Here is a 24939-nt window from a genome sequence, read left to right on the forward strand (position 1 = left end):
GCTTCGCTGCCTCGCGATGACGCCTTGAACAGAGTGGCTGTCGTTTTTGGCAATTGGATCGTCTTTCGGAGAGTGCGATGAAGCGCTTCAACCTTTCGGCCTGGGCCGTCAGCCATCCGACGCTGGTGCTCTTCCTGATGATCGTGCTCGGCGTCGCCGGCTTCTTCTCGTATGAGAAGCTCGGCCGCGCCGAGGATCCGTTCTTCACGGTGAAGGTGGTCAACGTCTCCGTGATGTGGCCGGGCGCGACCGCGCAGGAGATGCAGACCCAGGTCGCCGATCCCATCGAGAAGAAGATCCAGGAGCTGCCCTATTTCGAGAAGGTGCAGACCTATTCAAAGCCCGCCTTCACCGCGCTGCAGGTGACCTTCCGCGACAACACCCCGCCGAAGGACGTGCCCTATCTCTTCGATCTGCTGCGCAAGAAGCTGGTCGACGTGCAGGGCCAGTTGCCGTCCGGCATCCTGGGACCCGTCGTCAACGACGAGTTCTCCGACGTCGATTCCATCCTCTACATGATGACCGGCGACGGGGCCGACTACGCCCAGCTCAAGAAAGTTTCGGAAGGCTTCCGTCAGCGCCTGTTGAAGGTGCCTGGCGTGACCAAGGTCGACGTCTACGGCAATCAGGACGAACGCATCTTCGTCGAGTTCAGCCACGCCAAGCTCGCCACCCTCGGCATCACGCCGCAGGCACTGTTCGATTCGCTCGCGAAGCAGAACAACGTGACGCCGGCCGGCACGGTCGAGACCTCGTCGCAGCGCGTGCCGCTGCGCGTCACCGGCGCGCTCGACGGCGCCAAGGCCGTGGCCGAGACGCCGGTCGAGAGCAACGGCCGCGTCTTCCGCCTCGGCGACATTGCCACCGTCACCCATGGCTATGTCGATCCGCCGAGCTTCGTCGTCCGCCAGGAAGGCAAGCCCGCGATCGGCATCGGCGTCGTCACCGCCAAGGGCGCCAACATCCTTGATCTCGGCAAGGAGGTCGAGAAGGCGACGAGCGAATTCATGAAGGCGGTGCCGCAGGGCATCGACATCAAGCTCATCGCCGACCAGCCCAAGGTGGTCGAGCACGCCGTCGGCGAATTCGTGCACTCCTTCATGGAGGCGCTCGTCATCGTGCTGTTCGTCTCGTTCCTGGCGCTCGGCTGGCGCACCGGCATCGTGGTCGCGCTGTCGGTGCCGCTCGTGCTCGGCATCGTCTTCGTCGTCATGAACACGATGTCGCTCGACTTGCACCGCATCACGCTGGGGGCGCTGATCATCGCGCTCGGCCTGCTTGTCGACGACGCCATCATCGCGGTCGAGATGATGGTGGTGAAAATGGAGCAGGGCTGGGACCGCATGCGTGCGGCGTCCTTTGCCTGGGAATCAACTGCGTTTCCGATGCTCACGGGAACGCTGGTCACGGCCGCTGGCTTCCTCCCCATCGGCTTTGCCAATTCCGCGGTCGGCGAATATGCCGGCAGCATCTTCTGGATCGTGGCGATCGCGCTGGTCGCCTCCTGGTTCGTGGCGGTGATCTTCACGCCCTATATCGGGGTCAAGCTGCTGCCGGAGATGAAGGCCCACCACAACCACGATCCGCATGCGGTGTACGAGACCCGCATGTACCGCGGCCTGCGTGCCATCGTGCAATGGTGCGTCAACCACCGCATCACCGTGGTGGTCGCGACCGTCGGCGTCTTCGTTGCCTCGATCGTCGGCTTCGGCCATGTCCAGCAGCAGTTCTTCCCGCTGTCGGAGCGGCCCGAGCTATTCCTCCAGCTCCGTCTGCCGGAGGGCACCGCCTTCAACGTCACCGAGAAGGCTGTGAAGAAGGCCGAGACGTTGCTCAAGGACGACAAGGACATCGAGACCTATACGTCCTATGTCGGCCAGGGCTCGCCACGCTTCTGGCTCGGCCTCAACCCGCAGCTCCCGAACGAGGCCTTTGCCGAGATCGTCATCGTCGCCAAGGGCGTCGAGGCGCGCGAGCGGATCAAGGCCAAGATCGAGAACGCCGCTGCCGAGGGCGTGCTGACGGAGGCGCGCGTCCGCGTCGACCGCTTCAATTTCGGTCCGCCGGTCGGCTTCCCCGTCCAGTTCCGCGTGATCGGCCCCGACGCCAACAAGGTGCGCGAGATCGCCTACCAGGTCCGCGACGTCATGCGCCAGAACAAGAGCGTCAAGGACGTGCAACTCGACTGGAACGAGCAGTCCCGTACCTCAAGCTCGTCGTCGATCAGGACCGCGCTCGTGCGATGGGCCTGACCCCGCAGGAGGTCTCGCAGGCGCTGGCGATGCTGATCTCGGGTTCGCAGGTCACGACGGTACGTGACGGCATCGAGAAGGTCGGCGTGGTCGCCCGTGCGATCCCGTCCGAACGCCTCGACCTCGGCGGCGTCGGCGATCTCACCATCACCTCACGCAACGGTGTGGCCGTGCCGCTGCAGCAGATTGCGAAGATCGAATATGCCCACGAGGAACCGATCATGTGGCGGCGCAACCGCGACATGGCGATCACCGTGCGCTCCGACGTGGTCGACGGCGTGCAGGCGCCCGACGTCACCAACCAGATCACGCCGAAGCTGAAGGCGATCAAGGACCACCTCGAGCCGGCTTACCGGATCGAGCCGGGCGGCGCGTTCGAGGAATCCGCCAAGGGTAACGCCTCGATTTTCATCCTCTTCCCGGTGATGGTCATGGTGATGCTGACGCTGCTGATGATCCAGCTGCAGAGCTTCTCGCGCCTGATCCTGGTGTTCCTGACCGCGCCGCTCGGCATCGTCGGTGCCTCGCTCGGGCTCAACGTCGCCAATGCCCCGTTCGGCTTCGTGGCGCTGCTCGGCCTGATCGCGCTTGCCGGCATGATCATGCGCAACACCGTCATCCTGGTCGACCAGATCGAGACCGACGTCTCGCACGGTCTGACCCGGCGCGAGGCGATCGTGGAGGCGACCGTCCGCCGCGCCCGTCCGGTGGTGCTGACGGCGCTGGCCGCGATCCTCGCCATGATCCCGCTGTCGCGCTCGGCCTTCTGGGGCCCGATGGCGATCACCATCATGGGCGGCCTGTTCGTCGCGACCTTCCTGACACTCTTGTACCTGCCGGGCCTCTATGCGCTCTGGTTCAGGAAGAGCCTGGACGAGGCGGGCACCCCCGAGCAGCCTGCCGCGCCGCAGCATGGGAGCGATGACCAGCACGCAATTCCGCTTGCTGAAGCGGCTGAATAAGTGAGAAGTAGTGCTGAATGACGAGTCCTGACAGATGACACTGGTTGCGGAACATATCGAAGGCGACACCCGGGATCGTATCCTTGAGGTGGCCGAGCGGCTGTTCCGCCAGATCGGCTATCAGAAGACCACGGTCGGGGACATCGCCAAGGAGCTCAGGATGAGCCCCGCCAATGTCTATCGCTTCTTCGAATCGAAGAAGGCGATCCATCAGGCGGTGGCGCGGGGCTTGATGGGCGAGGTCGAGCTGGAGGCGCAGCGGATCGTGACCCGGCCCGGCCCGGTGCTCCCGCGCTTCCGCGAGCTGCTCACCACCATCCATCGAATGAACACCGAGCGCTATGTCGGTGACAACAAGCTGCACGAGATGGTCGCGATCGCGATGGAGGAGGACTGGGACGTCTGCGTCGCCCACATGGAGTGCATTGCGGGCGTGATCGGCCAGATGATCGCGCAAGGCGTTGCCTCCGGCGAGTTCGAGGCGCCCGACCTGCAGCTCGCCTCGCTCTGCGCCTGCACCGCGATGATACGCTTCTTCCACCCCCAGATGATCGCCCAGTGCGCCACCAAGCCGGGCCCGACCATCGACCAGATGATCGATTTCGTCATCGCGGGTCTGTCGCCGCGCCACTGACGGCCGAAGCCGTTTCTTCCTATAAGCAAGCCGATCGCCCCGCGGCAGACCGGTTGGTGGCGGGCCAGGACGGATCAACAAATTCCGTCATTGCGAGCGCAGCGAAGCAATCCAGACCGTCTCCCCGGAGGGATTTTGGATTGCTTCGCTGCGCTCGCAATGACGATCAGGGGAAAGTCAGCGTGACCGACAAAGACCTGTACTTCTACGAGCCCTCCAAGGGGCACGGCCTCAAGCACGATCCCTTCAACGCCATCATCGCGCCGCGGCCGATCGGCTGGATCTCCTCGCGCGACGCCAGGGGCCACGTCAATCTCGCTCCCTACAGCTTCTTCAACGCGTTCTGCTACGTGCCGCCGATCATCGGTTTCTCCTCCACCAACTGGAAGGACACGGTCGAGAACATCCAGCAGACCGGCGAGTTCGTCTGGAATCTCGCCACGATGGATCTGGCGAAGCACATGAACGCGACCGCCGCGCATGTCGCCCCCGAGGTCGACGAGTTCGAGGTCGCGGGCCTCACCGCCGTGCCCGGTCGGCTCGTCAACGTGCCTCGCGTGGCTGAGAGCCCCGTCGCCTTCGAATGCAAGGTCTCCGACATCGTCCGCCTCAAGGGCGCTGACGGCAAGGAAGCCGACGCCTGGCTGACGCTGGGCGAGGTCGTCGCCGTCCACATCGACAAGGCCATGATCAAGGACGGCATCTACCAGACCGCCGCCGCCCGCCCGATCGTCCGCGCCGGCCGCCGCGGCGATTATTTCGAGATCAAGCCGGAAAATATGTTCGAGATGGTCCGGCCGGATTAGGCAGGCGCCTCTCCCTATGCCGTCATTCCGGGGCGCGCCGCCAGGCGCGAACTATGATGCGCAATTGCGCATCAGAGAATCCATTCATCCACCGACGCTGCCGGACGATGGATTCTCAGGTGCGCAATTGCGCACCATAGTTCACGCTTCGCGCGCCCCGGAATGACTTGGGGAGGCATTCAGCCCCATTCCCCCTCCCGGAACTGCCCCCACGCCCCGGCCGTTATGACCTTGGGGGCCACCCGGCCGCGTCAATTTTGCAGGCGAAGTGTTCGCTTCCGCCAGCCAGTTTCCGCTAAAATGCCCGATACCGCGCCGATGCATGAGGTCCGCCATGAGCTTCCGCCGCGACACTCTGACGAAGCCGATCTTCACTCTCGCGCGCGGCGTGCTGCCGGCGATGTCCGATACCGAGCGCGAGGCGCTGGAGGCCGGTGACGTCTGGTGGGACGCCGATCTCTTCACCGGAAACCCTGATTGGTCGAAGCTGCTGAAGGTCCCGCAGGCGAGGTTGACCGCGGAGGAGCAGGCTTTCCTCAATGGCCCCGTCGACGAACTCTGCGCCATGCTCGACGAGTGGAAGATCTTCTGGGAATGGCGCGACCTGCCGCAGGACGTCTGGCACTTCGTCAAGCGCGAAAAGTTCTTCGGCATGATCATTCCGAAGGAGTTTGGCGGCCTCGGCTTCTCGCCCTATGCGCATTCCGAAGTCGTGCGGAAAATCTCGACGCGCTCGATCGCGGCCGCGGTCACGGTGATGGTGCCGAACTCGCTCGGCCCCGGCGAACTGCTGATGCGCTTCGGCACGAAAGAGCAGCAGCAGCGCTGGCTGCCGCGCCTCGCCGACGGCCGCGACATTCCCTGCTTCGGCCTCACCAGCCCCGAGGCCGGCTCCGACGCCGCCTCGATGGTCGATACCGGCATCATCTGCAAGGGCGATTTCGAGGGCCGCGAAGTCCTCGGCCTCAGGCTCAACTGGCACAAGCGCTACATTACGCTCGGCCCCGTTGCTACGCTGCTTGGCCTCGCCTTCAAGGCCTATGATCCCGATCATCTCGTCGGCGATCAGGAAGAGCTCGGCATTACCGTGGCACTGATCCCGACCAATCTGCCCGGCGTCGAGATCGGTCACCGTCATCTGCCGTCGATGCAGGTGTTCCAGAACGGCCCGAACCGGGGCCGCGACGTTTTCATTCCGCTCGACTATGTCATCGGCGGCAAGGAGCGGCTGGGGCAGGGCTGGAAGATGCTGATGACCGCGCTCGCCGCCGGCCGCGGCATCTCGCTGCCGTCACTCTCGGCCGCCGGCGCTGCCTTTGCGGCGCGCACCACAGGTGCCTATGCCCGAATCCGCGAGCAGTTTGGCATCTCCATCTCCAAGTTCGAAGGCGTCGAGGAGCCGCTCGCGCGCATCGTCGCGACCGCCTATCAGCTCGACGCCGCGCGGCGGCTGACCTGCGCGGCGCTGAATGCCGGCGTTCATCCTGCCGTCATCTCCGGCATCATGAAGCTGCATGCGACCGAGCGGATGCGGGTCGCGATCGACGATGCCATGGACATCCACGGCGGCAAGGCCGTGATCGACGGTCCGCAAAACTATCTCGGCAATCTGCATCGCGCCGTGCCGGTCGGCATCACGGTGGAAGGCGCCAACATCCTGACCCGCAATCTCATCGTGTTCGGGCAGGGCGCCATCCGCGCCCATCCCCATCTGCTCGACGAGATGAACGCGCTCGCCGACACCGACCGCGAGCGTGGCCTCGCCGCGTTCGACAAGGCGTTCTGGAAGCACGTCGGCCACAGCTTCCGGACCCTGTTCCGCGCCTTCGGCCGGAGCTGGACCTTTGGCGCCTTCGCGCTTGCGCCTGACGCGGGCGATGCCACGCCATTCTATCGCCAGCTCTCGCGTTACTCCGCCGCCTTCGCGCTCTGCGCCGACATGGCGCTGCTGACGCTCGGCGGTGCGCTCAAGCGCAAGGAGATGCTGTCGGCGCGGTTCGGCGACATCCTGTCCGAGCTCGATCTGCTCTCGGCGGTACTGAAACGCTGGCAGGACGAGGGCCGGCAGAAGGAGGATTTCGCCGCGCTGGAATGGTGCATGGCAACGGGCTTCCGGACTATCGAGAACCGGCTCGCCGAAATCCTCGCCAATCTGCCGAACCGCTTTGTCGCAATCTTCCTCAAGCTCGTGGTCCAGCCGTTCGGTGCCCGCGTGCTCGGCCCCTCCGACCGTGTCGTGCACCAATGCGCGAGCCTCGTGCTGGAGCCCTCGGCGGCGCGCGAGCGTCTGACGCCGGATCTGGCCCAAGTCGATGACAACGGCGGCTTTGCCCGGCTGGAGCGCGCGTTCAAGCTGGTCGCAGGCACGGAGGCCATCGCCAAGCGCATGCGCGCGGCGCATGTCCGCGATTGGAAGGAAGCGGTCACCAAAGGCGTGATCACGCAAGCCGAGGGCGAGCAGCTTGCCGCGGCCCGCGACGCCGTCACTGAGGTGATCGAGGTGGACGATTTTGCGCCGGAGGTGCTGTCGCCGATTTACAAGAAATCCAGCGACGTGCATCAATTCTTCCAGGAACTCGGTGAACAGAGGGCGGCGAGCTGATGGCACGACCGGTTTTCATCGTCGACGGCAGCCGGACGCCGTTTCTGAAGGCGCGTTCGGGACCAGGGCCGTTCACGCCGGTCGATCTTGCCGTGCAATGCGGCCGGCCGCTGCTGGCGCGCCAGCCGTTCGCCCCGACTGACTTCGACCAGGTCATCCTCGGCTGCGTCAACGTGATCGCGGACGAGATGAACCCGGCCCGCGTCGCGGCGCTGCGGCTCGGCATGGGCGAGGACATGGTCGCCTTCACCGTGCAGATCAATTGCGGCTCCGGGATGCAGTCGATCGACACCGCCTATCGCTACATCCGCGAGGGTCATGCCGACATGATCCTGGCCGGCGGCACCGAGGCGCTGAGCCACGCGCCGCTGGTCTGGCCGAATTCCGGCGTGCGCTGGTTTGCCGGCCTTGCCAACGCCAAGGGCGTGGCTGCGAAGCTCGGCGCGGCCTTCAAGCTGCGCCCGCGTTATCTCAAGCCGATCATCGGCCTCGAGCGCGGACTGACCGATCCGGTCACCGATCTGAATATGGGCCAGACCGCCGAGGTCGTCGGCCATCTCTTCGGCATCACCCGCGCGCAGTCCGATGCCTATGCCGCCGAGAGCCATCGCCGGCTCGCGCATGCGCAAGACGCGGGTTTTCTCAAGGGCGAGGTCGAGACCGCGTTTTCCCGCGACGGCAAGTTCTTCGACCATGACGACGGCGTGCGCAAGGACTTCGACGGCCGAGACGCTGGCAAAGCTCCGGCCGGTGTTCGAGCGCCCCTGGGGACAGGTCACCGCCGGAAATTCCTCGCAGATCACCGATGGCGCCTCCTGGGTGATCCTGGCGTCCGACGCCGCCGTCGCCAAGCACAAGCTGGCGCCGAAAGCCGTCATCGTCGACAGCCATTGGGCTGCGCTCGATCCCAGCATCATGGGCCTGGGTCCGGTGATGTCGGCGACGCCGCTGCTCCAGCGCAACGACCTCACCATCAAGGACGTCGAGACCTGGGAGCTGAACGAGGCTTTTGCGACGCAAGTGCTCGGCTGCCTCGCCGCGTGGAAGGACGATAAATTCTGCCGTGAGATTCTCGGCCTCGACGGCGCAGCCGGCGAGATCGACCACGAAAGACTGAATGTCGACGGCGGCGCGATCTCGCTCGGCCATCCCGTCGGCACCTCCGGCAACCGGATCGTGCTGCATCTCGTCAATGCGATGAAGCGGCTTGGCACGCGGCGCGGCGTTGCCACCGAATGCATCGGCGGCGGGCTCGGCGGCGCCATGCTGATCGAGGCGGTGTGACCATGGATTCCAAGATCATGACCGCGCTTGGCGACCGCGTGCTGGTGCTCGGGCCCAAGCCTGCGATCGACAGTCCTTACAAGCACTTCAAGCTGACGCGCGATGCCGATGGTGTCGCCTGGCTGCTGTTCGACCGCGCCGAGACAAGCGCCAACACGCTGTCCTCGGATGTGATGGAGGAGTTCGACGCTGTGCTCGCGGCGATCGAGACCGAGCGCCCCGCCGGCCTCGTGATCCGCTCGGCAAAGCCCTCCGGCTTCATTGCGGGCGCCGACGTCAATGAATTCCGCGGCGCCAGCGATCCCGACATGGTGGAGACGCGCATCCGCGCCGCGCATGCGGTGGTCGACCATCTGGAAGCCCTGAGGTTGCCGACGGTGGCGGTCATCCACGGCTTCTGCCTCGGCGGCGGCCTCGAGGTTGCGCTCGCCTGCCAGGCGCGCATCGCCATCGAGGGGGCCCGGTTCGGCTTCCCGGAGGTGATGCTGGGCCTGCATCCCGGCCTCGGCGGTACCGCGCGCTTCACCGCGCTGGTCAATCCGACGCAGTCGATGGCCCTGATGCTGACCGGGCGCACCATCGATGCGCGCCGCGCCAGATCGCTCGGCCTCGTCGACACCGTCACGCAGGAGCGCCACGTCCACAACGCTGTGAAGGACGCGCTGTTCGGACGCCTGAAGCGGGCGCGGCCGGGCTTGCTGACGCGCGCGGCGGGTTTCGGCTTCGTGCGCGGGCTGCTCGCCAAGCGCATGCGCTCGGAGGCGGCGAAGGCCGCATCCCGCGAGCACTATCCCGCACCTTATGCGCTGATCGATCTCTGGGAGACCCATGGCGGCAGCAAGGCTGCGATGCTGAAGGCCGAGCAGGCGTCGTTCGCCAAGCTGATGGTGACGCCGACCGCACAGAACCTGATCCGCGTGTTCTTCCTGCGCGAGCAGATGAAGAAGGCGGCGGGCAGCGGCAATGCCGTCAAGCATGTCCATGTCATCGGCGCCGGCGCCATGGGCGGCGACATCGCGGCCTGGTGCGCGGGGCAGGGGCTGCGCGTCTCGCTCGCCGACATGAAGGCGGAGCCGATCGCCGGCGCGGTGAAGCGCGCCAACGAGCTCTACGCCAAGATCATCCGCAAGCCGACCGACGTGCGCGACGCACTCGATCGGCTCATCCCTGACATGGACGGGGAAGGCGTGCGCAACGCCGATCTCATCATCGAGGCCGTGCCGGAAAAGTTAGAACTGAAGCAGAAGGTCTATGCCGGCCTCGAGCCGCGGATGAAGCTAGGGGCGATCCTTGCGACCAACACGTCGAGCATTCCGCTCCAGGATCTGCGAACGACGCTGGCGCGGCCGGAGCGGCTGGTCGGCCTGCACTTCTTCAATCCGGTATCGCGGCTGCAACTGGTCGAGGTCGTCAGCCATGACGGCAACGACCCGCAAGTGCTGAAGGAAGCGCTCGCCTTCGTCGGCGCGATTGACCGCCTGCCGCTCGCCGTGAAGAGCTCGCCCGGCTTCCTCGTCAACCGCGCGCTGACGCCGTACATGCTGGAAGCGATGGTGATGCTGGACGAGAAAATCGATCAGCGGCTGATCGACGCCGCGGCCGAGCAGTTCGGCATGCCGATGGGACCGATCGAACTGGCCGACCAGGTCGGGCTCGACATCTGTCTCGACGTCGGCGACATGCTGCGCACCAAGTTCGGCGATCTCTTGCCGCCGACGCCCGCCTGGCTGCGCGAGAAGGTCACCAAGGTCGAGCTCGGCCGCAAGAGCGGAAAGGGTTTTTATGTTTGGAAGGACGGCAAGGCGGAGAAGGCAAAGCTTCCGGAGACCGGTCCGCGCGTCACCGACCAGATGATCGATCGCCTAGTGCTGCCGATGTCCAATGTCTGCGTCGCGGCGCTGCGCGAAGGCATCGTCGACAATGCCGACGCGGTCGATGGTGCCATGATCTTCGGCACCGGTTATGCACCGTTCCGTGGCGGTCCACTCAACTACGCGCGCACGCGCGGTGTGGAGAATGTCGTATCCACCTTGCGCGCACTGGCCGAGCGATTCGGCGAGCGCTTCGCGCCCGATCCGGGCTGGGACAATTTCAAGTGAGACAGGCATGAACGAACAAGCCATGACCGGGCCGAGCGGCGATCTCTGCATCCGCACGCTGGCGATGCCCGCCGACACCAACGCCAATGGTGATATCTTCGGCGGCTGGCTGCTCAGCCAGATGGATGTTGGCGGCGGTGTGTTCGCCTCGAAGGTCGCGAAGTCGCGCACGGTGACTGTCGCGATCGAAGCGATGAATTTTCGCAAGGCGGTCTATGTCGGCGATCTCGTGTCCGTCTACGCCAATCTCGTGCGCGTCGGCCGCACCTCGCTCACCGTGCATCTGGAAGCCTGGGCGCTGCGGCGCGGCGAGGAGCATCCGTTCCTCGTCACCGACGGCAACTTCACCTACGTCTCGATCGACGAGCACGGCCGCCCGCAGGCGGTTCGCGCGACCGACACGAGGATCGCGACGTAATCGCGCGCGACGCTCTGCCTCATCTCACGAAGATGTGCAGCACCGCCAAACGCGGCGCGACTAAGTCATCGCGTCGCGCCCTCGCCAAGAACCAGTCAAGAACCAGTCATAAAACGGATGAGGTCCCAGCGTACTCAATTGCGTGTCGATTCGGGGTGGAAACGGCCTCAAATGCCTGAGGAACCTTTGGGCAGGAGCACCGTTATTTGCCCGCACTGAGGAATCCACGGACCATGCCGGATAGCTACATCATCGAAGTCGAACTCGCAGACCGCAGGTATCGTCGTTCGTTCTTCCGGAGGCTACTGCTTCTTCGCTTCATCCCACCGCTTCAACCGCCTCGAAGGTCAACTCTTCCGTAACGCCCGCGAAGCCGAGCGCGCCGCGCGCAAGCTGATTAACGGCGATGAGAAGGAGGCGGCGTAAGCGCCGCACTCGTCATTCTGCGGCGCGCGAAGCGCGAGGTCGGAATTTTTTGCCGAGCACACAGCTGCCGTTCCTTCTCCCCTTGCGGGCGAAGGTGGCATAGGCTGCCTTCAGTGGCCGTTCTTAAGAAAACGCCGAAGCAAGGCTTCGGCGTTCTAAGAACGGCCGCCGAAGGCCGCCTATGCCACCCTCTTCCGCGCAAGGGGAGAGGGTAAGAACTGTCATCACAACTTCGTCGCAGCCCGCGAGAGCAGCTTCCAGTCGTCGCCCTGTTTCTGCCAGTTCATCAGGATGTGAAGGTTGGTCGACACTTTTTTCCTATCGGCTGCCATCTCCTGCTCGCCGAGCCAGTGGAAACGGACGATCGCCGCAGGGCCGACGACCTTGATGGTCGGGTCCTTGTATTCGATCGACAGGAATTTCGACTTGCCGTCGGTGGCGTTGGCGATGAAGGTCGCCTTGTCCTCGACCTTGCCGCTGGAATGGCTGTAGCTGAGATCGTCCCAGCACAGCGCGCCGAGCGCCTTCGGGTCGGCCGCGATCTGGGCGAGGCGGAAGGCCTCCACCTTCTTCGCCACGGCCTCTTCGTCTGCCGAGGCAGCGAACGCCGGCGCGGTGAGAGCGAGCGCGGAGACGGCGAGAGTTGAGAGAGCCAGATCGCGTCGGTTGATCGTCATCGTTTCCTCCTTTTTGATCTTGCGACGAGTGTTGCAGCCGCGCGCGACTTTGTCGAGTGTCGCATTGTCGTCATGTGGATACGTCATTGCGCGTGCGAGGTCGTATTGATACGTCTTTCGCATTGATGCGCTGCGCATGTGGGAAAGTACGGAAATGATCGAGGCCAAAAGGCAAGCGATGGGCAGGGCGTTGCTGTTCGACATCGACGGTACGCTGGCCGATACGGATCCGCTTCATCGCGAGGCCTTTCACCGCGTGTTCGCTCCGCGCGGGCACGTCGTGGATGATGAGCGCTTCAAGCGCGAGCTTCAGGGCTTTTCCAATGTGTCGATCGGGGAGCGATTTCTGCCGGACGAATCGCCGGAACGGCGGCTCGCGATCCTCGGCGAGAAGGAGGCGATCTTTCGTGATCTGGTGGTCGGGCAGATCGCGCCGATACCGGGGCTGATGGCGCTGCTCGACCGTGCAGATGGCGCCGGCATCCCCATGGTCGCCGTGACCAACGCGCCACGCCTCAACGCCGAGCTGCTGCTCTCGGGCCTCGGCATCACCGAGCGGTTCAAGGCCATCGTGATCGGCGACGAGCTGCCGCACGGCAAGCCGCATCCGCTGCCCTATCAGGAGGGGCTGCGTTTCGTCGGCGCCAGCGCGCCAGCCTCGATCGCGTTCGAGGATTCACGCTCGGGCGTGCAATCGGCCGCGGCGGCCGGCATTCCCACCATCGGGCTGCGCACCACGCTCAGCCATGCTGACCTCGTTGCGGCCGGCGCGGTCGCTTCCGCCAGTGCGTTCGACGATCCGGAGCTGCTTGCGCACCTCGCAGCCGCGATGGCGTGGTGAAGATCCTTGTCCGTTAACCGTGATCACGCATTGACCGGACGCGTGAACCGCCGCACCATGCAGCTTCCTGATGTGAGGCCCTTGCCGTGACCGGATTGACCCATCGCCAAGCCGAAATCCTCAACATCGCGCGCGCCTCGGGCCGCGTCATGGTCGAGGAGCTCGCGCGCCGGTTCGAGGTCTCCGCGCAGACCATCCGGAAAGATCTCAACGATCTCTGCGAGCGGAGATCGCTGACCCGCATCCATGGCGGCGCCATCATCGCCTCGGGCGTCGAAAACCTCGCCTATGAGGCGCGCCGCTTCGTCGCCGCCGACGAGAAGAAGGCGATTGGCGCCGCCGCGGCCTCGCTGATCCCGAACGGCTGCTCGCTGTTCATCAACATCGGCACCACGACCGAGGAGGTCGCGAGCGCGCTGACCTCGCACGAGGACCTGCTCGTCATCACCAACAATCTCAACGTCGCCATGCTGCTCTACCGCCATCCCCGCATCGAGGTGGTGGTCGCCGGCGGCACGGTGCGGCGCGCCGACGGCGCGGTGGTCGGCTCGACCGCGACGCAGCTGATCGGCCAGTTCAAGGTCGACTATGCCATCATCGGTGCGTCCGCGATCGATGAAGAGGGCGCTTTGCTCGACTTCGACTATCGCGAGGTGCAGGTGGCGCAGGCCATCATCGCCAATGCCCGCAGCGTCATGCTGGTCGCCGATTCCACAAAGCTGCGCCGCAGCGCGCCGGTGCGCATCGCCCACATCACCCAGATCCAGACCTTCGTCACCGACCAGGAGCTGCCCGAGCGCCTCGCCACCATCTGCCACAGCAAGGGCATCGAGGTGGTCGAAGCAATGCCGAAGGAGGTGAGGGAGATCGATGAGGCCCAGGCCGATGCACAAGACGCCGCGCCTGAAGCGGCGCCGGTGGTCAGGCTGCGATAGTACCTTAGGCGTCGCCCCACGGGTTGAGTAGCGGCACGCCGGTAGGTTCGAAATCCCCGACGTTGCGCGTAACGATCGTCAAGCCGTGAACAAACGCGGTTGCCGCAATAAGAGCGTCGCGTTCGGCCCGCGGGTTGGGAACGTGAAGTTGTGCGCAGCGCTGCGCCACGGCCGTGTCGATGGCCAGGATTCGGTCTTCAAAACGAGCCAGAATATGATTGTCGATCCAAGCGCGCAGAATGGCTCCTTGCGTGGTATCTTTGCGCTCGATAAGGCGTGCGCCAAGTTCGATTTCGAGTATCGAGATGACGGATATGAAGAAGCTTGCCGCCGGAATTGTGCTGGCCCAGGCGGCGACGTTGCGATGAGCTTTGTCTGGTCGCCTCAGTTCGGAAATGACATTGGTGTCCAGCAGAAACATCAGTCGAGATCGGCCGGCTTGAAGATCCCGCCGGCAATGCGCGGCGGATCGAAATCGAAGTCCGTTCCGGCCTGCGCCAAGGCTTCGGCAAGGCTCATGTGCCCGCCAGTTAGGCGCAAATAATCTTCGATCGTCAGCAGGACATGGGCCGGGCGGCCGCGGTCCGTAATAAAGACCGGTCCCCGCGAAGCCGCTTTTTTTGCGCCGCTGGTATCGTGATTGAACTCTCGGCTGGTGAGAGTGGTCACCATTGCTTGCACCTCCTGGCCGGGGCTTCGCCGGTACAAATCTTATGTAGGCATGTTACTACATTCAAGCCGTCAACGCATTTACTGGTAGCTCAATTCCCCGCTCCACTCAGTGAGTTCCTGCTTTGGGTCTGCGACTTGTCCGTCGCAACGTCCACAAAAAATGTTCCGCTTTCACTTCCTTTCGCCTCTCTTTCATCTTGCTTTCGTTTTGCGGTGTGATCTAATCAAAAGCGAAAGTAGCCGCTCGATGGAATGGGCGGTCTTCGGGGGATGCGTCTGTTGGAGCGTATTTTCGACCTCGCCATCATCGGAGGCGGTGTGAATGGCTGCGGCATCGCGCGTGATGCGGTGGGCCGCGGCAACACGGTTTTCCTGTGCGAAATGAACGATCTGGCGAGCGGGACGTCGTCCTGGTCGACCAAGCTGGTGCATGGCGGCCTGCGCTATCTCGAATATTACGAGTTCCGCCTGGTCCGCGAGGCGCTGATCGAGCGCGAGATACTCTGGGGCATCGCGCCCCACATCATCCGCCCCCTGAGGTTCGTCCTGCCGCATCACGCCGGCCTGCGCCCGGCCTGGCTGCTGCGCCTCGGCCTTTTCCTCTATGATCACATCGGCGGCCGCCACCTGTTGCCCGCCACGCGCACGATCGATCTCCGACGCGACGAGGTCGGCCGCCCGCTGATCCCGAACCGCTACTCCCGCGCGTTCGAATATTCCGACTGCTTCGTCGATGACGCCCGCCTCGTCGTGCTGAACGCGCGCGATGCCGCTGACAAGGGCGCCGAAATCCGCACCCGCACCCGCGCCACCGAGATCCGTCAGTCCGACGGCGTCTGGACCGTGAGCATGGTCAACACGCTGACTGGCGCGCGCTCGTCGATCCAGGCGCGCGCGCTGGTCAATGCCGGTGGTCCCTGGGTCGAGGACGTGCTCGGCCGCGGCGCCGGCGTCAACGCGAAGGCCAAGGTACGCCTGGTCCAGGGCTCGCACATCGTGGTCAAGAAGCTCTACGACCACGACCGCGCCTACATGTTCCAGAACGCCGACGGCCGCATCATCTTCGTGATCCCGTACCAGGACGATTTCACGCTGATCGGAACCACCGACCGCGACTATGACGGCGATCCTGCCAAGGTGAAGACGACACCTGAGGAGATCCAGTATCTTTGCGCCGCCGCCAGCGAATATCTGGCCAAGCCGGTCACGCCAGAGGACGTGGTCTGGACCTATTCCGGGGTGCGCCCGCTCTATGACGATGGCGCCAGCGAAGCCAAGGCCGCGACCCGCGACTATGTGTTCGAGCTCGACACACCCGGCGGCGTGCCGCTGCTGTCGATCTATGGCGGCAAGATCACGACCTACCGCCGACTCGCCGAAGAGGCGCTGGAACGGCTCGCGCCTTATCTTCGCAGCGCCAAAGCGCGCGAGGGCTGGACCGGCAAATGGCCGCTGCCCGGCGGGGACATGAACGTATCCGACATCGACGGCCTGATCGCCGAGCTCCAGCGCGGCTATCCCTTCCTCAGCCACGAGCATGCGCGGCGCCTCGCCCGCGCCTACGGCACAAGGGCGATCAAGCTGCTCGGCGATGCGAAATCGGCGGCCGATCTCGGCCAGGCCTTTGGCGCGACGCTGACCGAGCGCGAGGTCCGTTATCTCATGGCCAATGAATGGGCCGTTACCGCCGAGGACATCGTCTGGCGCCGGTCCAAGCTCGGCCTGCGACTATCTGCCGACGAGATCGCGGCGCTTGACGACTGGATCAGGACCCACGCTGTGCCGCAAACTCCCCTGCTGGAAGCGGGAGGACGCTCATGACCGTGACGCTCGATCACGTGACCCGGACTGTCGAGGGGATCCCGCACATCCGCGACGTCTCACTGACACTCGAGAGCGGAACCCTCAACGTGCTGCTCGGGCCGACGCTGTCGGGCAAGACCTCGATCATGCGGTTGCTCGCCGGCCTCGACAAGCCGACCACGGGCAAGGTGCTGGTCAATGGCAAGGACGTCACCGGCGCCGATGTGCGCCAGCGTTCGGTCGCGATGGTCTATCAGCAATTCATCAATTATCCCTCGCTCACGGTCTACGAGAACATCGCATCGCCCCTGCGCGTGCAGGGCAAGCCGCGCGACGAGATCGAGGCGCGTGTCGCGGAGGCTGCAAGACTGCTCCGCCTCGAGCCGTTCCTGAAGCGCACGCCGCTCCAGCTCTCCGGCGGCCAGCAGCAGCGTACCGCGATCGCGCGCGCGCTGGTCAAGGGCGCCGATCTCGTGCTGCTCGACGAGCCGCTCGCCAATCTCGATTACAAGCTGCGCGAGGAGCTGCGCGCCGAGCTGCCGCGCATCTTCGAAGCTTCCGGCGCGATCTTCGTCTATGCCACGACCGAGCCGACCGAAGCGCTGCTGCTCGGCGGCAACACGGTGTGCATGTGGGAGGGCCGGGCGCTCCAGATGGGCGAGACCGCCAACGTCTACCGCCGCCCGCAGACGCTGCGCGTCGCGCAGGTGTTTTCGGATCCGCCGCTGAATCTCGTCGGTCTCGAGAAGAAGAACGGCTCCGTGCAATATGCCGGCGGCACGACCTCACCGGCCTCGGGGCTCTATGCCGGCCTTGCCGACGGCGCCTATCGCGTCGGCTTCCGCGCGCATCAGCTCGCCCTTGCCAATGGCGAGGCCGACCGCCACGCCTTCCACGCCACGGTGACGGTGACCGAGATCACCGGTTCGGAGAGTTTCGTGCATCTGACCCGCGACGGATTGAATTGGGTGGCGGTGCTGCACGGCGTGCACGAGTTCGAGCCGGGCCAGACCATCGATGCCGTGCTCGACCCCAATGATGTCTTTGTCTTCGACGCGGCCGACCGGCTCGTCGCGGCTCCTGGCATAGCGTTTTCAAGCGAAGTGCGTAGCGGTTCGCGTGAAGAAAACGCGTCGAACAGAAAAAGCTCTTGAGGGAGGTGCGACATGGCCCGCATTGACCTCGTCGATCTCGCGCACTCCTACGGCGGCAACGATGCCTCGCCGGAAAGCTTTGCGCTGAAGCCCGTCACCATGACGTGGCGGCAGGGCGGCGCCTATGCGCTGCTCGGGCCGTCCGGCTGCGGCAAGACCACGCTGCTCAACGTCATCTCCGGCATCATCACGCCCTCGCGCGGAAGGATCATGTTCGACGGGGTGGACATCACACCGCTGTCGACCCAGAAGCGCAACATCGCCCAGGTATTCCAGTTTCCGGTGATCTACGACACCATGACGGTGGGGCAGAACCTGGCGTTTCCACTGAAAAACCGCGGCGTGCCGAAGGCCGAGATCGACAAGCGCGTTGCCGAGATCGGCCGCCTGCTCGATCTCGAACCCTATCTGAACCGCAAGGCGACGCGGCTTACGGCCGACGCCAAGCAGAAGATCTCGCTCGGCCGCGGCCTGGTCCGCTCCGACGTCGCCGCCGTGCTGTTCGACGAGCCGCTGACGGTGATCGACCCCGAGCTGAAATGGCAGCTTCGTTCCAAGCTGAAGGCGCTGCATCGCGAGCTCGACCTCACGATGATCTACGTCACCCATGACCAGACCGAGGCGCTGACTTTCGCCGACACAGTGGTCGTCATGCATGACGGCCGCGTGGTGCAGAGCGGCACCCCGGCCGAACTGTTCGACAAGCCGGCACACACCTTCGTCGGCTATTTCATCGGCTCGCCTGGCATGAACATCCTGCCCGCGGAGGTGAGGGGACGCGAGGCGCGGATCGGCGGCCATGTCATCGCGCTCAACCGCAGCTACGACAATTTGCCTTCGGGCGCCAAGATCGAGATCGGCGTCCGTCCCGAATTCGTCGAGGTCGTCGCGCCCGCGCCCGACCTGCTCACCGCGAAGATCGAGCGCATCGACGATCTCGGCCGCATCCGTTTCGCGCGGGCGCGGCTCGGCGACGCAAAGCTCGCGGCGCGCGCCCCTGGCGGATTCACCAGCCCGGACGGCAACGCCGGGCTGCAATTCGATCCGTCGCACGTCCACGTCTATGCCGACAGCCTTCTGGTGGAGGGAGCCGCCTGATGGACAAGACCGTCAACCAAAAAGCCTGGTTCCTGGTGCTGCCGGTGTTCCTGGTCGTCGCCTTCTCGGCGGTGCTGCCGCTGATGACGGTGGTGAACTATTCGATGCAGGACACCTTCGGCAACAACCAGTTTTTCTGGAACGGCGTCGGCTGGTTCAAGGAGCTGCTCGATCCCTCGACCGATCTCGGCGGCCGCTTCCTCGCCTCGCTCGGCCGTAATCTGTTTTTCTCGCTGGTGATCCTCGCCATCGAGGTGCCGCTCGGCATCGTCGTCGCGCTGTCGATGCCGCGCGAGGGCTGGACCGTCGCGGCCTGCCTCGTCATCCTCGCGCTGCCGCTATTGATTCCGTGGAACGTGGTCGGCACGATCTGGCAGATCTTCGGCCGCCCGGACATCGGCCTGCTCGGCTATGTCCTCAACGCGATGGGCTTCGACTACAATTACGTCTCCAACGACATCGACGCCTGGGTCACGGTCATCGTGATGGATGTCTGGCACTGGACCAGCCTCGTCGCGCTGCTCTGCTATGCCGGCCTGAAGTCGATTCCCGAAGCGTATTACCAGGCCGCCCAAATCGACGGTGCCTCGCGCTGGGCGGTGTTCAAGGCGATCCAGCTGCCGAAGATGAATCGCGTGCTCTTGATCGCGGTGCTGCTGCGCTTCATGGACAGTTTCATGATCTACACCGAGCCCTTCGTCGTCACCGGCGGCGGGCCCGGCAACTCCACGACCTTCGTGTCGATTGAGCTCGTCAAGATCGCGCTCGGCCAGTTCGACCTCGGCAAGGCCGCCGCGCTGTCGCTGGTCTACAATCTGATCATCCTGATCGTCTGCTGGATCTTCTACACCGTCATGACCAATGCCGGCGTCGAACGCAAAGTCCAGGCGGAGAGCGAGCCGGCGGTGGAGCCCAAGCCTGCGGCCGCGCTCAAGCCCGTGCCCGCGCTCAAGCCAAAGGAAGGAGTGGCCTGATGCATTCGATCCCCGGCCGCCGCCTCGTCATGGGGCTGTTCCTGATCTTCCTGTTGTTGCCGATCTATTGGCTCGTCAACATGAGCTTCAAGACCAACAGCGAGATCGTCTCGACGATGACGCTGTGGCCGCACACCCCGACGCTGCAGCACTACAAGCGCATCTTCACCGACGAAAGCTGGTATTCCGGCTATATCAACTCGCTGGAATATGTCGTCCTCAATACCATCATCTCGATCGCGGTGGCGCTGCCGGCGGCCTACGCGTTCTCGCGTTACCGCTTCCTCGGCGACAAGCACCTGTTCTTCTGGCTCTTGTCGAACCGCATGGCCCCGGCCGCGGTCTATGCGCTGCCGTTCTTCAACCTCTATTCGGCGATCGGCCTGTTCGATACGCCCTGGGCGGTCGCGCTGGCGCACTGCATCTTCAACGTTCCGCTGGCGGTGTGGATCCTCGAAGGCTTCGTCTCCGGCGTGCCGCGCGAGATCGACGAGACCGCTTTCCTCGACGGCTATTCGTTCCCGCGCTTCTTCATCAGGATCCTGGTGCCGCTGATCGCGAGCGGCATCGGCGTCGCCGCCTTCTTCTGCTTTATGTTCTCCTGGGTCGAGCTCCTGCTCGCGCGCACGCTGACCTCGGTGCAGGCCAAGCCGATCGCCGCGATCATGACGCGCACGGTGTCGGCCGCCGGCATGGACTGGGGCCTGCTCGCCGCCGCCGGCGTGCTCACCATCATCCCGGGCGCGCTCGTGATCTGGTTCGTCCGCAACTATATCGCGCGCGGCTTTGCGCTCGGTCGCGTGTAAGGAGGCGAGCATGGAATCCATCGCATGGATGGCCTGGACATTGCCGACCGCGATCTTCTTCGCTGGGCTGGCCTGCACGCTCGCGGTGATGACGTGGCTCGCCGCGGTCTACCCGGAGGCCGAGCGCGTCGGCGTGCTCAGTATTCCGACCACGCGCGGCGACCGCCTATTCATCTCGCTGATCGCGGCCGCCGTCATTCACCTCGTGTGGATCGGCCTCGTCGGCACCGATGCGATCGCCACGCTGCCGATCGGTGAGGAGGGTTTTGAGATCTCGAGCCTGTGGCTCGCGTCAGGAATTTCGCTGGCCACGGCCGTGCTCATTTTCCGCACGGTCTGAAGCTCGCGAAGGGACGGCCAGATCCGGGACCAACCCGGGCCTGTATAAAAGTTTGTCGCTGCAACGGAGGAATAACATGCGACAGTTTAGGAGAAGGAAAGGTCCATTGACCAAGAATAGCTTTCTGACCATGTCCAGCGTCGCCGCGATTGTTGCGGTGTCGTTCGCCGTCTCGGCGCCGGTTCGCGCCGCCGACGACGCCGTGATCCAGAAGTGGATCGCGGAATTCCAGCCCTCGACGCTGTCGAAGGAAGACCAGAAGAAGGAGCTGGAGTGGTTCGCCAAGGCCGCCGAACCCTTCAAGGGCATGGAGATCAACGTCGTCTCCGAGACCATCACGACCCACGAATATGAATCGCAGACGCTGGCCAAGGCGTTCTCCGAGCTCACCGGCATCAAGCTCAAGCACGACCTCATCCAGGAAGGTGACGTCGTCGAGAAGCTCCAGACCCAGATGCAGTCGGGCAAGAACGTCTATGACGGCTGGATCAACGATTCCGACCTGATCGGTACGCACTTCCGCTACGGCCAGACCATCGTGCTGTCGGATTACATGACCGGCGAGGGCAAGGACGTCACCGATCCCATGCTCGACGTCAACGACTTCATCGGCAAGTCGTTCACCACGGGGCCGGACGGCAAGCTATATCAGCTTCCCGACCAGCAGTTCGCCAACCTCTACTGGTTCCGCTACGACTGGTTCACCAATCCCGACTACAAGGCCAAGTTCAAGGCCAAGTATGGCTACGAGCTCGGCGTGCCCGTGAACTGGTCCGCCTATGAGGACATCGCCGAGTTCTTCACCAACGACATCAAGGAGATCAACGGCGTCAAGGTCTACGGCCATATGGATTATGGCAAGAAGGACCCCTCGCTCGGATGGCGTTTCACCGACGCCTGGCTGTCGATGGCCGGCAACGGTGACAAGGGCATTCCGAACGGCCTGCCGGTCGACGAGTGGGGCATCCGTATGGAAGGCTGCCGTCCGGTCGGCTCCTCGGTGGAGCGTGGTGGCGACACCAACGGCCCGGCCGCGGTCTACTCGATCACCAAGTATCTCGAGTGGCTGAAGAAGTACGCGCCCCGCAGGCGCAGGGCATGACCTTCTCGGAGGCGGGCCCGGTGCCGGCGCAGGGCAACATCGCCCAGCAGATGTTCTGGTACACCGCCTTCACCGCCGACATGGTGAAGCCGGGCATCGCCGTGATGAACGCGGACGGTACGCCGAAATGGCGTATGGCTCCGTCGCCGCACGGCTCGTACTGGAAGGAAGGCATGAAGCTCGGTTATCAGGACGCCGGCTCCGTGACGCTGCTGAAGTCGACCCCGGCAGATCGCCGCAAGGCGGCCTGGCTCTATCTCCAGTTCATCATCTCCAAGTCGGTGAGCTTGAAGAAGAGCCATGTCGGTCTCACCTTCATCCGTGAATCCGACATCTGGGATAAGTCCTTCACGGAACGTGCGCCGAAGCTCGGCGGCCTGATCGAGTTCTACCGTTCGCCCGCCCGCGTGCAGTGGACCCCGACCGGCAACAACGTGCCGGACTATCCGAAGCTCGCGCAGCTCTGGTGGCAGAACATCGGCGATGCGTCGTCCGGTGCGAAGACGCCGCAAGCCGCGATGGATGCCCTTGCGGCCGCCCAGGACTCCGTTATGGAGCGCCTGGAGAAGTCCGGCGTGCAGGGGGCCTGCGGCCCGAAGCTGCACAAGAAGGAATCGGCCGAATACTGGTTCGCCAAGGCCCAGAAGGACGGCACGATTGCTCCGCAGCGCAAGCTCGCCAACGAGAAGCCGAAGGGCGAGACGGTCGACTACGACACGCTGATCAAGTCGTGGCCGGCCACCCCGCCCAAGCGCGCGGAAGCCAAGTGAGCGGCGCGTAAAGCATCATCAAGCACGAAAGGCCGGGAGCGATCCCGGCCTTTCTCTTTTCTGGAGTTCGGCGCGCTATCTCCACACCGTCATTGCGAGCGCAGCGACTTGTCCGCCGAAGCCTTGGCGTAGGCGGAAGCAATCCAGACTGTCGCCGCGGAAGGATTCTGGTTTGCTTCGCTGCTCTCGTCATGACGAGCCTGTGGCGCGCGCCTTCACTCCTTCCGTCTCACCAGATCCTCGATCATGGCCTGCACATGTGCAAGCCACGCGCTCCGCATCTCCTGATCGGCGAGGTCGGTCTGCATGTAGCTCGACAGCGTATAGAGGTTGGCACGGTAGAAATAGGTCAGCGATAGGATCGACAGATAAAGGTGGAGGCGGTCACAGTCCGGCCTGAACTCACGCCGCTCGATGCCGCTCTGGAGCACGCGCTCCAGCATGCCCAGTTGGGTATTTGCGAAGCTGCGGCGGATGTTGTTCTTGACGTGACGACCCTTGAAGAGATTCTCCGTAGCGAGAATGCTCAATAGCTCCGGGTGGGCCCAATAGTAGTTCCAATTGAAGGCGACGAGTGCCGCCAGCGCCTGGCGCGGGCTGGAAAAGTCGAGATCGAGCGCCTCTTCCGACGCGACCAGATCGGCATAGCAATGCTCGATGACCTGATGAAAGAGCTTCTCCTTGCTCTTGAAGTAGTAATAGAGCATCCGGTCGTTGCTCTTGGCGGCCTTGCTGATGCGATCGACCCGCGCGCCGCCATAGCCTTCGCGGGCGAACTCGGCGACGGCCGCACGCAGAATGGCCTCGCGGGTCTGATCGGGCGCTCGCGTCCGTCGAACCGTTGAAGCCTTTTTCCGCTTGGCTGCCCGCTTGAGGCGCGGGCCGGCCAGTGTACGGGCTGGCAGCTCTGTATCGTTGGGCATCGCGTATCCCAGGGAATCACAACCAGCAGGATGGGGCTTGCCGTTTTTTTGGCAAGCCCGCCGATTTCTTCGCCATTGACAATCATTAGCTCTTGGTATTCGCTATGTAGTAAGTACTACATACATGAGCTGGTCCGAATGACGGGAGGCTGATATGCGCATTTCGGCTGTTGCGAAGTTCGTCGGACTTGTCCTGGCGGTGGCCTGCGGCGCAGGTCGGGCCGCAGAGCCGCCGCCGATCAGGATCGGAGAGATCTCAAGCTATTCGGCCCTCCCGCTGGGGACCCGCGGCTATCGCCAGGGCTGGGAGCTCGCGCGCGACGAGATCAACGGCAAAGGCGGCGTGCTCGGCCGCAAGCTCGAGATCATCGCCCGTGACGACGCCGGCAAACCGGACGTCGCCATCACCGCAGCCGGTCAGCTCGTCGACGGTGAGCAGGTCGACCTCCTGACGGGCACGATCCTCTCCCATGTTGGCCTCGCCGTCGCCGATTTCGCCAAGCAGAAGCGGACATTCTTCCTCGCCTCACAGCCTCTGACTGACGCCCTCATCTGGGAGAAGGGCAATCGCTATACGTTCAGGCTGCGGCCGAGCACGTATACCCAGGCGTCCATCCTCGCAAAGGAGGCGGCCAAGTTCCCCGCGCGGCGCTGGGCGACGATTGCACCGAACTACGAGTTCGGTCAGGCGGCGGTGGCGAGCTTCAAGCGCGAACTGAAGCGATTGAAGCCCGACGTCGAATTCGTCTCCGAACAATGGCCGCCTCTCGGCAAGATCGACGCGGGCGCAGTGGTGCAGGCGATGTTGGCGGAGAGCCCGGATGCCATCTTCAACGCGACATTCGGGGCCGACCTCGCCAAGTTCGTGCGCGAGGGGTCGACGCGCAAGGCGTTCGCAAACCGCGCTGTCGTCAGCATCCTCTCCGGGGAGCCGGAATATCTCGCGCCGCTGAGGGACGAGGCGCCGCCCGGTTGGCTGGTCACCGGATATCCCTGGAGCGAGATCAAGACTCCGGCCCATGATGCGTTCCTGCAAGCTTATGTCGCTCGTTTCAAAGAGCCGCCCAACATCGGCGCACTCATCGGCTACACCAACACGCTGGTTCTCGCGAAGGCGATCGAGATGGCCGGCTCCACCAAGACCGATGATCTGATCAAGGCGATGGAGCATCTGAAGGTCGACACGCCGGTGGGGCCGATCGCCTTCCGTGCGATCGACCATCGAATCCACCATGGGCGTTTATGTCGGCAGGCTCGCAGTACGGGACGGCCAGGGCGTGATGACCGACTGGCGCTATGTCGACGGCGCCGACTACCAGCCCGCCGACGCCGAGGTGATGGCCAAGCTCAAGAACTAGAGG

17 protein-coding genes and 5 pseudogenes are annotated in these 24939 nt (G+C 64.2%); 18 read left to right on the forward strand and 4 right to left on the reverse strand.

Annotation, left to right across the window (positions count from 1 at the left end; genetic code table 11):
- Positions 1-77: 77 nt before the first annotated feature.
- From ACSKB8_RS42725 to ACSKB8_RS42760, 8 genes and pseudogenes are all read left to right on the forward strand, one after another.
- Positions 78-3214 (forward strand): annotated as a pseudogene (locus tag ACSKB8_RS42725) (efflux RND transporter permease subunit).
- Between the two features lie 34 nt (positions 3215-3248).
- Complete coding sequence (locus ACSKB8_RS42730) at positions 3249-3848, forward strand: TetR/AcrR family transcriptional regulator (RefSeq protein WP_028160320.1); 600 nt, start codon at positions 3249-3251, stop codon at positions 3846-3848.
- A gap of 182 nt (positions 3849-4030) precedes the next feature.
- Positions 4031-4654, forward strand: a complete 624-nt coding sequence (locus ACSKB8_RS42735) for a flavin reductase family protein (RefSeq protein ID WP_091898115.1) — start codon at positions 4031-4033, stop codon at positions 4652-4654.
- Positions 4655-4988: 334 nt separating this feature from the next.
- Positions 4989-7256 (forward strand): acyl-CoA dehydrogenase, encoded by a 2268-nt coding sequence (locus ACSKB8_RS42740; RefSeq protein WP_438111427.1) that lies wholly within the window; start codon positions 4989-4991, stop codon positions 7254-7256.
- Positions 7256-8540, forward strand: a pseudogene (locus ACSKB8_RS42745) (acetyl-CoA C-acetyltransferase). Before ACSKB8_RS42740 ends, ACSKB8_RS42745 begins: the two are co-directional and overlap by 1 nt.
- 2 nt (positions 8541-8542) lie before the next feature.
- Positions 8543-10639 carry a 3-hydroxyacyl-CoA dehydrogenase NAD-binding domain-containing protein gene (locus tag ACSKB8_RS42750; RefSeq protein WP_438111429.1) on the forward strand — a complete coding sequence of 699 codons (2097 nt, stop codon included), beginning with the start codon at positions 8543-8545 and terminating at the stop codon, positions 10637-10639.
- A 7-nt stretch (positions 10640-10646) separates the two neighbouring features.
- Positions 10647-11057, forward strand: a complete 411-nt coding sequence (locus ACSKB8_RS42755; RefSeq protein WP_091898051.1) for an acyl-CoA thioesterase — start codon at positions 10647-10649, stop codon at positions 11055-11057.
- Positions 11058-11290: 233 nt separating this feature from the next.
- A pseudogene (locus tag ACSKB8_RS42760) lies at positions 11291-11483 on the forward strand (hypothetical protein).
- A gap of 224 nt (positions 11484-11707) precedes the next feature.
- On the opposite strand, the gene ACSKB8_RS42765 reads toward ACSKB8_RS42760, so the two are convergent.
- The gene (locus ACSKB8_RS42765) at positions 11708-12160 is read right to left on the reverse strand and encodes a nuclear transport factor 2 family protein (protein WP_438111431.1); all 453 of its coding nucleotides are present in this window, start codon (positions 12158-12160) and stop codon (positions 11708-11710) included.
- A gap of 154 nt (positions 12161-12314) precedes the next feature.
- On the opposite strand from ACSKB8_RS42765, the gene ACSKB8_RS42770 reads away from it, so the two are divergent.
- Both ACSKB8_RS42770 and ACSKB8_RS42775 read left to right on the forward strand, forming a co-directional pair.
- Positions 12315-13001 (forward strand): HAD family hydrolase, encoded by a 687-nt coding sequence (locus ACSKB8_RS42770; protein ID WP_370990670.1) that lies wholly within the window; start codon positions 12315-12317, stop codon positions 12999-13001.
- 86 nt (positions 13002-13087) lie between these two features.
- On the forward strand, positions 13088-13936 hold the full coding sequence (locus ACSKB8_RS42775) for a DeoR/GlpR family DNA-binding transcription regulator (RefSeq protein WP_091898058.1): 849 nt from the start codon (positions 13088-13090) through the stop codon (positions 13934-13936).
- A gap of 4 nt (positions 13937-13940) precedes the next feature.
- On the opposite strand, the gene ACSKB8_RS42780 is transcribed toward ACSKB8_RS42775, so the two are convergent.
- Positions 13941-14357, reverse strand: coding sequence for a type II toxin-antitoxin system VapC family toxin (locus tag ACSKB8_RS42780; protein WP_438111433.1), 417 nt, complete (start codon positions 14355-14357; stop codon positions 13941-13943).
- Positions 14357-14608 (reverse strand): type II toxin-antitoxin system prevent-host-death family antitoxin, encoded by a 252-nt coding sequence (locus tag ACSKB8_RS42785; RefSeq protein WP_091898062.1) that lies wholly within the window; start codon positions 14606-14608, stop codon positions 14357-14359. The genes ACSKB8_RS42780 and ACSKB8_RS42785 overlap by 1 nt, the downstream gene beginning before the upstream one ends.
- Positions 14609-14878: 270 nt before the next feature.
- On the opposite strand from ACSKB8_RS42785, the gene glpD reads away from it, so the two are divergent.
- The 7 genes and pseudogenes from glpD to ACSKB8_RS42820 all read left to right on the forward strand — a co-directional run bounded on the left by glpD (position 14879) and on the right by ACSKB8_RS42820 (position 22655).
- Complete coding sequence (glpD, locus tag ACSKB8_RS42790; protein ID WP_438111435.1) at positions 14879-16429, forward strand: glycerol-3-phosphate dehydrogenase; 1551 nt, start codon at positions 14879-14881, stop codon at positions 16427-16429.
- The gene (locus tag ACSKB8_RS42795; protein WP_438111437.1) at positions 16426-17565 is read left to right on the forward strand and encodes an ABC transporter ATP-binding protein; all 1140 of its coding nucleotides are present in this window, start codon (positions 16426-16428) and stop codon (positions 17563-17565) included. The genes glpD and ACSKB8_RS42795 overlap by 4 nt, the downstream gene beginning before the upstream one ends.
- 12 nt (positions 17566-17577) lie before the next feature.
- The gene (locus ACSKB8_RS42800) at positions 17578-18663 is read left to right on the forward strand and encodes an ABC transporter ATP-binding protein (protein ID WP_438111438.1); all 1086 of its coding nucleotides are present in this window, start codon (positions 17578-17580) and stop codon (positions 18661-18663) included.
- On the forward strand, positions 18663-19637 hold the full coding sequence (locus ACSKB8_RS42805) for a carbohydrate ABC transporter permease (protein WP_438111440.1): 975 nt from the start codon (positions 18663-18665) through the stop codon (positions 19635-19637). The genes ACSKB8_RS42800 and ACSKB8_RS42805 overlap by 1 nt, the downstream gene beginning before the upstream one ends.
- Positions 19637-20443, forward strand: a complete 807-nt coding sequence (locus ACSKB8_RS42810) for a carbohydrate ABC transporter permease (protein WP_128935647.1) — start codon at positions 19637-19639, stop codon at positions 20441-20443. Before ACSKB8_RS42805 ends, ACSKB8_RS42810 begins: the two co-directional genes overlap by 1 nt.
- Before the next feature lie 10 nt (positions 20444-20453).
- Entirely contained in the window at positions 20454-20783 is a 330-nt protein-coding gene (locus ACSKB8_RS42815; RefSeq protein WP_091898074.1) for a DUF2160 domain-containing protein, read from the forward strand.
- 130 nt (positions 20784-20913) lie between these two features.
- Positions 20914-22655: pseudogene (locus ACSKB8_RS42820) on the forward strand (ABC transporter substrate-binding protein).
- Between the two features lie 215 nt (positions 22656-22870).
- Here ACSKB8_RS42820 and ACSKB8_RS42825 read toward each other — a convergent pair.
- Positions 22871-23578 (reverse strand): TetR/AcrR family transcriptional regulator, encoded by a 708-nt coding sequence (locus ACSKB8_RS42825; protein WP_128938078.1) that lies wholly within the window; start codon positions 23576-23578, stop codon positions 22871-22873.
- Between the two features lie 154 nt (positions 23579-23732).
- Between ACSKB8_RS42825 and ACSKB8_RS42830 the strand changes: the two are divergent.
- Positions 23733-24936 (forward strand): annotated as a pseudogene (locus tag ACSKB8_RS42830) (ABC transporter substrate-binding protein).
- Positions 24937-24939: the final 3 nt, after the last annotated feature.

The sequence above is a fragment of the Bradyrhizobium sp. BR 1432 genome, from assembly GCF_051547705.1.
Taxonomy (GTDB): Bacteria; Pseudomonadota; Alphaproteobacteria; order Rhizobiales; family Xanthobacteraceae; genus Bradyrhizobium; species Bradyrhizobium zhanjiangense.

Excerpts from the sequence above, each read along its gene's own strand:
- ACSKB8_RS42730 (WP_028160320.1), top strand. The coding sequence starts at position 3,249 with ATGACACTGGTTGCGGAACATATCGAAGGCGACACCCGGGATCGTATC.
- ACSKB8_RS42740 (WP_438111427.1), top strand. The coding sequence starts at position 4,989 with ATGAGCTTCCGCCGCGACACTCTGACGAAGCCGATCTTCACTCTCGCG.
- ACSKB8_RS42750 (WP_438111429.1), top strand. The coding sequence starts at position 8,543 with ATGGATTCCAAGATCATGACCGCGCTTGGCGACCGCGTGCTGGTGCTC.
- ACSKB8_RS42755 (WP_091898051.1), top strand. The coding sequence starts at position 10,647 with ATGAACGAACAAGCCATGACCGGGCCGAGCGGCGATCTCTGCATCCGC.
- ACSKB8_RS42765 (WP_438111431.1), bottom strand. The coding sequence starts at position 12,160 with ATGACGATCAACCGACGCGATCTGGCTCTCTCAACTCTCGCCGTCTCC.
- ACSKB8_RS42770 (WP_370990670.1), top strand. The coding sequence starts at position 12,315 with ATGATCGAGGCCAAAAGGCAAGCGATGGGCAGGGCGTTGCTGTTCGAC.
- ACSKB8_RS42780 (WP_438111433.1), bottom strand. The coding sequence starts at position 14,357 with ATGTTTCTGCTGGACACCAATGTCATTTCCGAACTGAGGCGACCAGAC.
- ACSKB8_RS42785 (WP_091898062.1), bottom strand. The coding sequence starts at position 14,608 with ATGGTGACCACTCTCACCAGCCGAGAGTTCAATCACGATACCAGCGGC.
- glpD (WP_438111435.1), top strand. The coding sequence starts at position 14,879 with ATGCGTCTGTTGGAGCGTATTTTCGACCTCGCCATCATCGGAGGCGGT.
- ACSKB8_RS42795 (WP_438111437.1), top strand. The coding sequence starts at position 16,426 with ATGACCGTGACGCTCGATCACGTGACCCGGACTGTCGAGGGGATCCCG.
- ACSKB8_RS42800 (WP_438111438.1), top strand. The coding sequence starts at position 17,578 with ATGGCCCGCATTGACCTCGTCGATCTCGCGCACTCCTACGGCGGCAAC.
- ACSKB8_RS42805 (WP_438111440.1), top strand. The coding sequence starts at position 18,663 with ATGGACAAGACCGTCAACCAAAAAGCCTGGTTCCTGGTGCTGCCGGTG.
- ACSKB8_RS42810 (WP_128935647.1), top strand. The coding sequence starts at position 19,637 with ATGCATTCGATCCCCGGCCGCCGCCTCGTCATGGGGCTGTTCCTGATC.
- ACSKB8_RS42815 (WP_091898074.1), top strand. The coding sequence starts at position 20,454 with ATGGAATCCATCGCATGGATGGCCTGGACATTGCCGACCGCGATCTTC.
- ACSKB8_RS42825 (WP_128938078.1), bottom strand. The coding sequence starts at position 23,578 with ATGCCCAACGATACAGAGCTGCCAGCCCGTACACTGGCCGGCCCGCGC.